The organism is Brevibacterium sp. S111 (assembly GCF_004745075.1).
Taxonomy (GTDB): domain Bacteria; phylum Actinomycetota; class Actinomycetes; order Actinomycetales; family Brevibacteriaceae; genus Brevibacterium.
Map to the genome: position 1 here is coordinate 88,119 of NZ_RHFH01000003.1, position 12,614 is coordinate 100,732.

A 12,614-nucleotide genomic window follows, 5' to 3' on the forward strand; every position below is an offset into this window, starting at 1 on the left:
GCAGTATAGGCAGGTTGCCTGCGGTGATCAGGGATGCCGACCCGGTCCAGCAGCGTCGTGAACAGCAGAGTGGTGGCGTTCGAGCCAGACGATGTCACGCCCGAACGACCAGCTCAGCGCCGTCACAGCAGCACCCGCACAGGCGAAGCCGAACCATGGATGGGCCTGCGCCGGGGGAGAGCCCGCTGCGATGAGCAGAATGCCCTGCGCCGCTGCCACGACCTTGCGCATCCGCGAATACGGAAGCTTCTGCTGCCATTGCGTGCGCACGGCAGTGATCGCAGTGAACACGTAGTAGTACAGTCCCGGCAGCACCGTCCACACACCCCACAGCGGGATGAGGGCGAGGGAGAAGAGGAGGACGAACAGGGCATCGACGGTCTCATCGAAGGCCGCTCCCGCCTCGGTGGCCCGGGTGCGGCGGGCGATGTACCCGTCGAGGGCGTCGAGCGCCAGCGCCGCGGACCCGACGGCCACAGCAGACCAGCTCAAGCCGGGACCATCGGTGAGGAGCAGAGAGACGCAGACGACGGCGAGTCCCAAGCGCGTGGCCGTGACCGCGTCGGCGGGGGTCCACGGCGCACCGCGGCGCAGGCGGGCGACGCCGCCGATGGCCAGGACCGCCAGTGCCGCAAGTCCGCAGAGCAGAGACGGCTCGATGAGTGCGGCGACGATCACCGAGGCGGCCAGCAGCGACCACGGCAGAGGACCGTCCACGACGGCATCGGCACCGGTCGTCGTCCGTGTCCGCAGCACCGTCGTCCCCGTTCTCGTCTGGCGTTCGCCCGTCGGTTCGACCCAGACACTGCGGTCGCAGATTGCGATCGCCCGGGCAGGCTGTCCGTTCTCACCCTAGACGATGGGATGACCCGAATCGGCGCTGCCGAAACGATTGCCGGAGGAGACCGGACCGGTCATTCGCCGGTCACGGCTCAGACACACGACGATCACTGTCGAATGCGACACGGCGTGTTGCCGAAGAGGGGCTGGGCAAGCGTGCTGTGCCGTGTCAGGATGGACGAACCTCGAATGAGGTGTTTCAACAGAACTAGGAGCTCATCATGGCTTTCATCCTCTGGATCATCGCAGCGATCCTCGTCATCTCCGGCATCTTCGCGATCTTCCGCAAACAGCTGCTGTGGGGCATCGTCCTCATCGTCGTCGGCTGCCTCGTCGGCCCCGGCGGAGTCAGCGTCTTCACCTGAGTCGCACACGTCGGACTGTCCCCGGCACCGACTGAAGTCATAGGGTGATCCCAGAACCTGCACCATGTCGGCAGGACCAGAGCGAAAGGGGCACTCACACGTGACGAAGAGCGGAGACCCGCAGGCGGCCGGGGACCGGGTCATCACCCGGGACCCCAGTGCTGCCGAGGAATCGAACGGGGCCGGGGAGCCGAGCGGGCACGCATGCTGTGCCCCAGCCGCCACCCGTCGCGTCCCCGGCACGAACGCCGAGGCGACCGCTCCGTCCGACACAGATGTGGACTCCGCGGCCCGCCATGAGGAGCCCGCACCGGGCGAGGCCCTCGGTGAAATTCGGGGCAGCACCCCAGCTGCGTTCGCCGGGTTCGCCTTCGATTTCGTCAGCGCCGGAGGCGACTTCGACATGGGGGACCCCTACGGCGACGGCCACCCGGCAGACGGGGAGGGCCCGCGCCACAGGGTGAGTCTCAGCGCATTCGCCATCGCCACGACGAGCGTGACGAACGACGATTTCGCCAGGTTCGTCGCCGACACCGGATTCACCACCACAGCTGAGCGTCTGGGCACCTCGGCCGTGTTCGCGATGCTGCTCGAATCGAACCCGCAGGCACACAGCCACGTTCTCGGACAGGCCCCGGGCGTGCCCTGGTGGGTCGAAGTCTCCGGAGCGCACTGGGCGGCACCCGAGGGCCCCGGATCATCGATCGAGGGCCGTGGTGATCATCCCGTCGTCCAGATCAGCTGGGACGACGCACAAGCGTACTGCGCCTGGTCGGAGACTCGACTGCCGACCGAGGCCGAATGGGAATGCGCCGCCCGCGGCGGACTCAAGGGCCGACGCTACCCCTGGGGAAACCGTCTGCTCGTGGACGGACAGTGGAACTGCAACATCTGGCAGGGTGATTTCCCCCGCACGAACACCCTCGACGACGGGTTCATCGGCACTGCTCCGGCCCGCCATTACGAACCCAACGGGCTGGGCGTATTCAACACCGTCGGCAACGTCTGGGAATGGTGTGCCGACTGGTTCGAACGCGACTACTATCGGCGCTCGCCCCAGACCGATCCCCAAGGTCCCGAGACGGGGGAGAAGCGGGTCATGCGCGGAGGCTCGTTCCTCTGCCACGACTCATACTGCAACCGCTACCGAGTCGCAGCGAGGTCATCGAACACCCCGGACTCCTCGGCCTCGAACATCGGGTTCCGGGTGGTGCGCGACATCGATTCGGTCTGAGCGCCCGGCATCGGCACAAGCTGAGCGGCGAACAACGCCCCCTGCCGCCGGGCACCGGCTTCGGTCCCTCCCAGGCAGTAGGAACGACCTCGGCGACGGCCGCGGGAGTGCGCCCGATAGACTGCAGGCCATGTCGAGAATCACCTGCCCCGAACTGAGCACGAAGACCGTCCCCGCTGAGACCGCCGCCCGTCATATCGACAACGGCCAGCGCGTGGCGATGAGCGGATTCACCGGTTCGGGCTATCCGAAGGCGGTGCCCGCAGCGGTGGCCGACCGGGCACGTGCCGCGCATGAACGCGGAGACGACTTCAGGATCGAACTGTGGACGGGCGCCTCGACGGCCCCGGAGCTCGACGGAGTGCTCGCCGAGGCGCAGGCGGTGAGCAAACGACTGCCCTTCCAGTCCGATCCGGCCATGCGTGCGGCGATCAACTCCGGTGACACGGCCTATGTCGACACCCATCTCAGCCACTCCGCCCAGCAGGCCTGGTTCGGGTTCTACGGCAACCTCGATGTCGCGGTCGTCGAAGTCGCGGCGATTCTGCCCAACGGAATGCTCGTGCCCGGCAGCTCCGTGGGCAATTCGAAGACCTGGCTCGACCTGGCCGACAAAGTCATCCTCGAAGTCAACGACTGGCATCCACGCGGATACGAAGGCTTCCACGACGTCTACTACGGCACCCGCCGCCCGCCCGAGCGGCTGCCCATCCAGCTGCTCGAGCCCATGCAGCGCATCGGCGACCCGTACCTGCGCGTCGACCCGGCAAAGGTCGTCGCCGTCGTCGAGACGAATGCGCCCGACCGCAACCTGCCCTTCAAACCCGCGGACGAGGATTCGAAGGCGATCGCCAGCCATCTTGTGGACTTCCTCCGCCATGAGATCGCCGCTGACCGACTGCCGCCGGAGCTGCTGCCGCTGCAGTCGGGAGTGGGCAATGTCGCCAATGCTGTGATGGGCAACCTCGCCGACAGCGAATTCGAGGGTCTGACCGCCTATACCGAGGTCATTCAGGATGGAATGCTCGACCTCATCGACAGCGGCAGACTCGCCTCGGTATCGGCGACGGCGTTCTCCCTGTCCGCCGAGCGAGCCGCGGAATTCAACGAGAAGATCGAATCGTACAAGGGGCGCATCCTCCTGCGCACCCAGGAGATGTCGAATCATCCCGAAGCCATCCGCCGCCTCGGCATCATCGCGATCAACGGGATGGTCGAAGCCGACATCTACGGCAACGTGAACTCCACACACGTGAGCGGTTCGTCGATCATCAACGGCATCGGCGGGTCCGGCGACTTCGCCCGCAACGCCTACCTCAACTTCTTCGTGTCGAACTCCCAAGCCAAGGGCGGGGCGATCACCGCGATCGTGCCGTTCGCCAGCCACATCGACCACACCGAACACGACACTCAGATCCTCGTGACCGAACAGGGGCTGGCGGATCTGCGCGGGCTTCCACCGGTCGCACGGGCGCGCAGGATCATCGACAGCTGCGCCCACCCGGATTATCGTGACCGGCTCACCGACTACCTCGATCGGGCGATCGTCGCGAACCCGACGGGGCGGCACACTCCGCATATCCTCGGCGAGGCTCTGTCCTGGCACGAGAAGTTCCAGACGAGCGGGCACATGTAGGCCGGCGTATCGGTCCCCTCCGACGAGGGGCCGATATCAGCTGCCGATCGCCGTCGGCACGGCTGCGACTGCCCACGCCAGACCGGGCCCGATGAGGCACATGAGTCCGGCGTAGCCGATCATCTGCTTGTAGTAGTGGTCGCGAATGCTCGAATGGACGTTGGCCAGCAGCATCGCGCCGTTCGTGGAGAACGGGCTGATGTCGACGATCGTTGCGGAAATCGCAAGAGCCGCGACAAAACCGCCGACGTGGACCTCGCCTGATTCCAGAAACGGCACAGCAAGGGCAATGACGACCCCGATGATGGCCAGAGACGAAGCCAGGGCCGAAATCAGGCCCGACATATAGAACAGGAGCAGTGCCGCCAGGAGCGGCACGCCGATCGCCGAAATGCCAGCGGACACCCATTCGACGGTGCCGGCCTCCTGCAGCACTTCGATATAGGTGAGCACACCGCAGATGAGAATGACGATCGGCCAGGACACTCGCGTCATCGCGGCTTTGCCTGCGGCCGGATCGATGGCAGCGAGTGCAATCGAGATCGTGATCGTCACGAGTCCGACGTCCCAGCCGAAGACGATCACGGCCAGAGCCATCGCGGTGAGCCCGATCAGCGTCGGAATCTGGGAACGTGTCAGTCGGGTGGTCGGATCGACAACCGTCTGCGCGGTGGAATCAGCCTGGTTCAGGGCGTCGTCTGCCTCCGCGCGCAATCCCGGCCTGCGCCGGAGGACGAGGAAGACGACCACGGCAAAGGCGACGTTGAAAGCCAGTGGGGCAAGGAACAAGGACAGCGGTGTGGCAGTGAGCCCGTTCTTCGCCAGATAGTCGTTGATGAAAATGCCGTAGACGCTGATCGGGGAGAAGGCCCCTGCCAATGCCCCATGCACGACGAGCAGACCGACCATGAACTGATTGATCCGATGCCGGCGTGCGAAGGACAGCGCCAAAGGAGCAATGATGGCTACGGCGAAGAGCGCCCCGAGGGAGATGAGGATCGCAGTGAGCGCGAAGAAGATCCACGGCATGAAACCGACGCGCCCACCGACGAGCTTCACACACCAGTGAACGATCACTTCGATGGCTCCATTGTTCTGCGCGAAGCCGAAGAGGTAGGTCAAGCCCACGAGGGTGAGAAACAGGTCGACGGGAAAACCGGCAAGGAATTCCTCAGGGGCCTGATGCAGGACGAGGCCGCCGACTCCAGCCGCTGCGATGAATCCGAGGAAGCCCATATTGATGTCCCTCCACGTTCCGATGACGAACATCAATCCGAGGACGACCACGCAGATCAGTTCTGGACTCATAGACTCAGCTTCTCCTTCGATCTTCAGCCGGCGAGGGCCGTCCGTCGCCGGGCACCCGGCTCAAATTAGTACATGTCACCTGGCGCGAACATCCATATTCGCCATGTGAACTCATCACGCCAGCTCGGAGGCGGTGCTGCAGCTTTTGAATCACCACTGTGGACAATCAGGAGCCGAATTCATACACGACGGATAGTGCGGTCGATCACAAACTCGTTAGTGTGGCAGTCAGCCTCATCCGAACGTGCGTGAGACCCACCGGATCCGCGCGCTGTCCACTGTCCCTCCGCCTGCGAAAGGTCGCCGTCGACCATGAACGAATCCACACCGGCCTGCGCCGACCGCCGGGACCATGGCCACACAGAACCTCACGAGCACGATGTGCTCACGACGGTCTCGGCCACCGGCACCGAGGAGGCTGCACAGTGAGCTGGTACCGCCGACTCGAGAACCGCCTGGAGACCGGGCAGGATTCCGGTGTCATCCGCGGCACCCTGAGCGGGAGACGGATGTTCATGATCTGGCTGGCCGCGAACCTCGTCGTGACCACGATGCTCACCGGCACGCTGTTCGTCCCCGGCGTCGACTTCTCCACCGCGGTCGTCGTCATCGTCCTCGGCACGGTCCTCGGCACGATCGTGCTCACCCTCATCGGCAACATCGGCACCCGCACCGGGCTCGCCACTATGGCGATCACCCGCGGAGCCTTCGGCGCCAAGGGCAGCTATCTGCCGGTGGCGGCGAATGTCATCATCCTCATGGGGTGGAGCTGGGTGCAGGCCATGCTCGCTGGAATCAGCGTCGACTACGTCGTCGCTCAGACCACAGGATTCTCGAACCCGATCCTCTTCTCCGTCCTCTGTCAGGCGCTCGTCGTGGGCCTGGCGATCCTCGGGCACGAAGGCATCGAGAAGGCCGAGCCCTGGTTCGCCCTCCTCATCCTCCTCGTCATGGCCTATGTGTTCGCTGTCGCGTTCACCGGCCATTCGACCGCAGAGTATCTGCAGATCGAGAAGGACCCGGGCCTCGGCTTCACCCCGGTCCTCGCCCTGGACATCGTCATCTCCACCGCGATCTCATGGACCGTGCTCTCCGGCGACCTCAACCGCTTGGCCGGCAGTCAGCGCTCGGGGATCGTCGGTTCGGGACTCGGCTACATCACCTCGACCGTGTTGGCAATGCTCCTCGGACTCACGGCCTTCACCTTCATCCTCATCGACGAGGGTGCGCCGGCACCCTTCGACCCCACGGCGCTCGCCGATGAGTTCGGATGGGCCCTGGCGATCGTCATCTTCCTGTCCGTGATGGCGACGAACACCATGGTGGTCTACGGAATGGTCAACTCCGTCGTCGGAGCGCAGCGCAGGACGAAGCTGAAGTTCCTGCCGGTGGCACTCATCCTCGGCGCGATCTCGGTGATCGGGTCGACCTGGCTGGCGCTGCTCGACCAGTACACGGACTTCCTCACCATGATCGGCGCCTTCTTCGTCCCCGTGTTCGCGATCCTCATCGTCGACTACTACATCATCAAACGCGGGGTCTACACCCGGGACATCCTCCGCGACTCCGGGGACTCTACGCCTATGCCCGCGGAATCAACTGGGTCGCCGTCGGCGTGTGGGGCATCGGCGCGTGCGTGTCCTACCTGCTCACCTACGTCTTTCCGAGTCCGATCGGGGCGACCATCCCATCGTTCTTCATCTCGTTCCTCCTCTACCTCGGACTGTCATGGTCGAGTCGCGCCCGGTTCGCCGGCGCCGAGGCGGGACACCTGGCACGCATCAGCGGCTGAGGTCCGCTGTTTGCTATTGTCTGTGACAAGAGCGCGCCAGGTTCGCTGATCACAGCAGTCGACCGGAAGCACGGAGGGAGCCGCTGCCTATGGTCGTCAACCAAATGTTCGGTCGGTTCCTGCCCGCGAACCGCCGGCTCAACCCTGCGGCTCTGGGATGGATCGCCGTCGTCATCACCGCGATCGGCATGGTCGCCATCGAATCCTCGATCGCGGTCGGCATCTACGAAGCGCCCGTGGCCCTGGCCTTCGGCCTCAGCCTCATCCATGCCGGCACGATGCCGTTGTCGATGCTCCGTCCGCTCTTCGGGGCCATCCTCTCGTCCTTCGCCTGCGCCGCCCTGCCGCTGGTCGCGTCCCACATCTCCGGAGCTCCCTGGCCATGGATGGTGCCCGCGCTGATCACGCAGATCCTCGTCATCCTCATCATCGGTCTGCGCGCGCACTGGGGCATCGCTCTCTCCGCCGTGCTCGGCAGCATCGGCGCATCCGTCCTGGCTGTGGTGATCGGGCGCTGGCTGTTTGGCCACGAATCCTCCGATTCCGCGATCATCAACATCATGATCTACGCCTGCATCGCAGGGGGAATCTACGTCGCGGCCGTGGTCGTTCAGCAGTGGAATCTCATCCGCTCCCAACTCCTGCAGGAGCAGGAGAACACGGCAGCAGAGCACTCGAAGCGCGTCACCATCGAGGAGAAGGCCCGGATCGCCCGCGAGCTGCACGACATCGTCGCCCACAGCATGTCCATCATCAACATCCAAGCCTCCAGTGCACCATTCCGCCATCCCGGCATCGACGCGGACGTGACAAAGGAATTCGAAGACATCTCGACCTCGGCCCGTGCTGCGCTGACCGAGATGCGCGGTCTGCTCAGCGTGCTGCGCAATGATGATTCGACCCACGAGCTCGCCCCGCAGCCGAAACTCTCCGACGTCGAGGCCCTCGTCGACCATGCCCGTCACGCCGGGGTCCACGTATCCCTCGAACGCAGCGGAGAACCGGTCGAGGCTCAGCTGCGCGAAAGCACCGGACTCGCCGGTTATCGCATCATCCAAGAAGCGCTGAGCAACGCCATCCGGCACGCTCGGAACTCACACATCACCATTCGCATCCGCAGCGGCGGCGGTGCGGTGCGGATATCGGTGACCAACACTCGGGGCGACGGTCCCAGCGAGGTCGCCCAGCACGAATCGCACCGCGGGCAGGGACTGGTGGGGATGCGCGAACGCGCCGGCTCCGTCGGCGGCGAGATCCGCAGCGGCGAAACCGGCACGGGCGGGTTCGAAGTGGAAGCGGTGCTGCCCCTGAGCCTGACCGAACCCCAATCGAAGAGAGACGAGCGCGCATGATCCGCATCATCATCGCCGATGACCAGGCCATGGTCAGGGCGGGGTTCGCAGCGCTGCTCGACGCCCACCCCGACCTCGATGTCGTCGGCCAGGCCCAAGACGGTCGCGAATGCGTGGCGCTGGTTGCCGAGCAGCGGCCGGACATCGTCCTCATGGACGTGCGGATGCCGACGATGGACGGCATCGAAGCGACCCGGACGATCGTCGCGGATTCCCCGGCCACCTCGGCGACGGGACCGCGGATCATCATGCTCACCACCTTCGACATCGACGACTACGTCTTCGATGCGATACGGGCCGGCGCCAGCGGATTCCTGCTCAAGGACGCTCCACCCGATGAACTCGCCGAGGCAGTCCGCATCGTCGCCTCCGGCGAGGGCCTGCTCGCCCCGAGCGTTACGAAACGGGTCATCGAACACTTCGCAACGATCCCACAGACGCCTCAGCCGCCGAACCTCGCAGAACTGCCGGAGCTGACCGATCGCGAGCGGGAGATCCTCGTGCGTGTCGCCCGCGGGGAATCCAATACCGAGATCGCCGGTGCACTCGTCATCGCCGTGCAGACCGTGAAGACGCACGTCTCCCGCATCCTGTACAAACTCGACGCTCGCGACCGGGCCCAGGCCGTCATCGCAGCCTACGAATCAGGTCTCGTCGTTCCCGGCAGCTGAGTCCGAGTTCCGAGGTTCCACAGTCCCCTGCTGTCACCCCCTACCCGGGTAGGGGGCCGAAACGGCACCGTAGGGTGACGCGCAGGCAGGCAGCGCACTATAGCGTTGAGGATATGAACTCCTCCGACATGCTCACCACCTCCCTCCCGACGCCGGCCGCGAATCCCTCCGCCCGCGCCGAGGTGCTCGAACGGAGGCGTGCCAAGCGCGGCACCGCGGAGCAGGAATTCACCAGCGACTTCAGCGCGCTCATGGCCCAGGTGAAAGAGGCCGGACTGCTGGCCCGGCGCCCGGGCTGGAACGTGCTGCGATTCAGCCTCCTCGCAGTGGCCTACATCGTCGGCTTCGCCGTGCTCTTCCTGCTCGGCGACAGCTGGTGGCAGATCGCGACCGCGGTCTACTTCGGCGCGCTGTTCACCCAGACGGCCTACGTCGCCCACGATGCTGCCCACCGTCAGATCTTCACCAACGGCAAGGTGGGGGAGTGGGTGTCGACGATCATCGGCAACCTCTTCATCGGGCTGAGCTACGGCTGGTGGCTGAAGAAGCACAATGCTCTCCACCACGCCAACCCGAACAAGGCCGGTGTCGACGGCGACATCGCACCGGGAACTCTCGTGTTCGTGGCCGAAGATGCGCAGAAGCGCACCGGCTTCGCCAAATGGTTCGCCGCTCGGCAGGGATGGGCCTTCTTCCCGCTGCTGACTCTGGCTGGACTGCAGCTGCATGTGCAGTCGGTCCAGGCCATCCTCAAGGGACAGTCATCGATCAAGCGTCGTTGGACAGAGGGCATCCTCATCGCCGTTCGGATCATCGGGTTTCCCGCCCTCGCGATCTGGGCCGCCGGTCCCGTGGTCGGCAGCGTGTTCTTCCTCGTCCAGCTCGCGGTCTTCGGCATCCACATGGGCGGTTCCTTCGCCCCCAACCACAAGGGCCAGCCGATCGTTCCCAAAGACGTCAAGATCGACTTCCTGCGCCGTCAGACACTCATGTCACGCAACATCTCCGGTGGACGCCCGATGGGCTTCCTCATGGGCGGACTCAACTACCAGATCGAACACCACCTGTTCCCGAGCATGCCGAGCGTCAACCTGCACAAGGTCCAGCCCATGGTTCGCGAGTACTGCCGTGAGAAGGGCATCAAGTACACGGAGACGACGCTGTTCGAGTCTTTCGGCATCATCGTCCGCTACCTCAACCGAGTCGGTCTCGGCCAGGCGGATCCCTTCGACTGCCCGGTCACCGCGCAGTTCCGTTCACGTTGAGCACCCGGCCTCAGGTGAGGTCGTCGTGGGCGCCGGATACCCACTCAGCATAGCGCTGCGCCGAGGTCTGCACCGCTGAATGCGCCCCGGCCGAGATGACTTGGCCGAAGTTGCCGTACATCCGATCGAAATCGAGATCCGCCACCGAGGCGGCGATGCGTCGGACGACATTCGCCGACAGCGGCAGATAGTTCGGGAAGCTGCGCATGAAGGTCACCCATCCCTGTCTGGCCACGGGACCGATCGAATCGCCGCTGAGCATGACCCCGACACCGTCTTGGCCGCGCCACAGTGCGATCGCGCTGCCGGCGAAATGTCCGCCCACGCGCTGCAGAGTGACTGAGGGCAGCGGTCGGGTCTCGTGATAGTACTTCCAGATCCTCTCATCTGTGCGCTGGAGCCACTCGGCATCGGCTCGGCAGACGAAGACGGGTGCCGCGCCGAACGCGGCACTCCACTCGAGCTGGAGTCCGAACATGTGCGGGTGGCTGGCAGCGATGGCCTGCACTCCGCCGAGCTCGGCCACCGCAGCGACGGCCTCGGCGTCGATGTACGGGGGGACATCGAAGAGGAGGTTCCCCTCGGCGGTCTGCGCGAGGTAGCAGGTCTGGCCGATGCCGAGCTTCGGTTCGACCCGCAGCGCGTAGAGTCCGGGCTCGCGTTCGGAGATGGAGACGCGGTGGCCCTCGGACTCGAGCTGTTCACGGGTCGTCCAGATCTGTCCCTGATCGGGCATCCATTGGCGCTCATCGGCGCAGATCGGACACTGCTGCGGCAGAGGGGCCATCGTCTCCACCCCGCAGGTCCTGCAGATCGTCACATCGGTCAGTGCGCTCATCTCCGTGCCACCTCCTGTCTCGAGGATAGTCCCCGATGCCGCTGTCCACGAGTACAGTCCCAGGACCGCTGAGCTTCTTCGCATGCGCGCGGAGATGGCCGACGATGATGAGGACGATGCCGAGGGCGAACCATCCGAGGAGCACCCACCACTGCGCCGCCGTGGGCGAGTCGGGGAAATAGGAGAGATCGCGCAGAAGCGTGCCCGCCGCACCCGGAACGAAGAACTGCCCGATATCGCCCCAGGCGCCGACGAGAAACTCCTTCGGCTGCTGCAGCGATGAGATCGGGTTGCCGATGAACATCGTGAGGATCGCACCGACAGCGATGCCGGTCGTCCCGATGAGTGAGACGAATCCGTTGATGAGTGCTGCAGTCGATGCGACTGCGAGACCGGCGGCGAGGACATTGAGCCCGAAGTTGCCCTGGAGGATTCCGAACCACGACTGGAGGATGAGGGTCAGTGCCAGACCGCCGACGGCTCCGTAGACGACGACGGCGACCGCCCGCATCCGTCGCGAGTGGACGAGCATGCAGGTGAGCACGCCTCCGATGATGCCTCCGATGGTCAGCGGCAGCCCGGCGATGGCCAGTCCCGCCCCGGTCGAATCGTCATCGGACAGAGGCACGACATCGGTGACTTCGACCTGAGGAACCTCGATCGCCGAGGCATCGGCAGGCTGCCGGTCGGCTTGCGGCCCCTCACCCGGCTGTCCGGGCTGTGTTCCGGCCGCAGGCTGTGAGGCAGCCTTGAGTGCGTCCTGCATCTGCTCGAGCCCGTCCTGCAAGCCCGAGATCGCCTGCTTGTCGATCTGCTGCTGCATCGTCGAGGCCATCGCCCGCAGCTGCTGCGCGACAGCGGGCGAGGCCGCTGATGAGACGAGGATCTCCGGCTCGTCGCCGAGGACGAGGGCGCCGTAGACGTCCCGGTCTCGGATCATCGTCTCGGCCTCGGCCCGGGAATCGGCGTCCTTGAGATCGAGCATCCCGTCCGGTGCGTTTTCGGTCACTTCGTCGATCTGCTCCTGATCGCCGACCGCGGCGATCGGCAGATCCTTCGGATCCGAGGTGACGGTCGGCCAGCTGAAGGCGAGGAGGATGAGGCTGACGATCGCCGCGGCGAATACGGCGATACCGATCGCGCGCCCGATGCTGTGCTCGGGCAGCCTCGAATCGGCCTCGGCGGACAGGCGGTCGGAAGTGCCGTCATCGCCGCGGCCAGCGGCGGGGAGGTTCGTGCTCTCCGAACTGCGGAGAATTCTCGTGGCCATGAGAGTGTCCAATCGTCGAAAACGAATGCTCGTTCTTTTTACT

11 protein-coding genes are annotated in these 12,614 nt (G+C 65.1%); 7 read left to right on the top strand and 4 right to left on the bottom strand.

Going from position 1 to position 12,614, the window contains the following annotated elements:
- Positions 1-27: 27 nt before the first annotated feature.
- Positions 28-756, bottom strand: a complete 729-nt coding sequence (locus EB836_RS04640) for a CDP-alcohol phosphatidyltransferase family protein (RefSeq protein WP_167854353.1) — start codon at positions 754-756, stop codon at positions 28-30.
- 305 nt (positions 757-1,061) lie between these two features.
- On the opposite strand from EB836_RS04640, the gene EB836_RS18120 reads away from it, so the two are divergent.
- From EB836_RS18120 to EB836_RS04650, 3 genes are all read left to right on the top strand, one after another.
- Positions 1,062-1,205 (top strand): GPGG-motif small membrane protein, encoded by a 144-nt coding sequence (locus EB836_RS18120; RefSeq protein WP_167854354.1) that lies wholly within the window; start codon positions 1,062-1,064, stop codon positions 1,203-1,205.
- Positions 1,206-1,305: 100 nt separating this feature from the next.
- Positions 1,306-2,439: a formylglycine-generating enzyme family protein gene (locus EB836_RS04645; protein ID WP_346763072.1), complete on the top strand. Its 1,134-nt coding sequence runs from the start codon at positions 1,306-1,308 to the stop codon at positions 2,437-2,439.
- Between the two features lie 130 nt (positions 2,440-2,569).
- Positions 2,570-4,075 (top strand): acetyl-CoA hydrolase/transferase family protein, encoded by a 1,506-nt coding sequence (locus tag EB836_RS04650; RefSeq protein ID WP_135538055.1) that lies wholly within the window; start codon positions 2,570-2,572, stop codon positions 4,073-4,075.
- A gap of 36 nt (positions 4,076-4,111) precedes the next feature.
- Here EB836_RS04650 and EB836_RS04655 read toward each other — a convergent pair whose 3' ends face one another.
- Positions 4,112-5,383, bottom strand: a complete 1,272-nt coding sequence (locus tag EB836_RS04655) for an SLC13 family permease (protein WP_135538057.1) — start codon at positions 5,381-5,383, stop codon at positions 4,112-4,114.
- 425 nt (positions 5,384-5,808) lie between these two features.
- Here EB836_RS04655 and EB836_RS04660 point away from each other — a divergent pair, with 425 nt between their 5' ends.
- The 4 genes from EB836_RS04660 to EB836_RS04675 all read left to right on the top strand — a co-directional run bounded on the left by EB836_RS04660 (position 5,809) and on the right by EB836_RS04675 (position 10,463).
- Positions 5,809-7,224, top strand: a complete 1,416-nt coding sequence (locus EB836_RS04660) for a cytosine permease (protein ID WP_346763073.1) — start codon at positions 5,809-5,811, stop codon at positions 7,222-7,224.
- A gap of 40 nt (positions 7,225-7,264) precedes the next feature.
- Complete coding sequence (locus EB836_RS04665; protein ID WP_135538059.1) at positions 7,265-8,527, top strand: histidine kinase; 1,263 nt, start codon at positions 7,265-7,267, stop codon at positions 8,525-8,527.
- A complete protein-coding gene (locus tag EB836_RS04670; RefSeq protein ID WP_135538061.1) occupies positions 8,524-9,198 on the top strand; it encodes a response regulator transcription factor in 675 nt (224 codons plus the stop codon). The genes EB836_RS04665 and EB836_RS04670 overlap by 4 nt, the downstream gene beginning before the upstream one ends.
- 113 nt (positions 9,199-9,311) lie before the next feature.
- Positions 9,312-10,463 carry an acyl-CoA desaturase gene (locus tag EB836_RS04675; protein ID WP_240689601.1) on the top strand — a complete coding sequence of 384 codons (1,152 nt, stop codon included), beginning with the start codon at positions 9,312-9,314 and terminating at the stop codon, positions 10,461-10,463.
- A 10-nt stretch (positions 10,464-10,473) separates the two neighbouring features.
- On the opposite strand, the gene EB836_RS04680 is transcribed toward EB836_RS04675, so the two are convergent.
- Both EB836_RS04680 and EB836_RS04685 read right to left on the bottom strand, forming a co-directional pair.
- Positions 10,474-11,250: a hydrolase gene (locus EB836_RS04680; protein WP_135538396.1), complete on the bottom strand. Its 777-nt coding sequence runs from the start codon at positions 11,248-11,250 to the stop codon at positions 10,474-10,476.
- Complete coding sequence (locus EB836_RS04685; protein WP_205683305.1) at positions 11,210-12,571, bottom strand: ABC transporter permease; 1,362 nt, start codon at positions 12,569-12,571, stop codon at positions 11,210-11,212. Before EB836_RS04685 ends, EB836_RS04680 begins: the two co-directional genes overlap by 41 nt.
- Positions 12,572-12,614 lie beyond the last annotated feature (43 nt).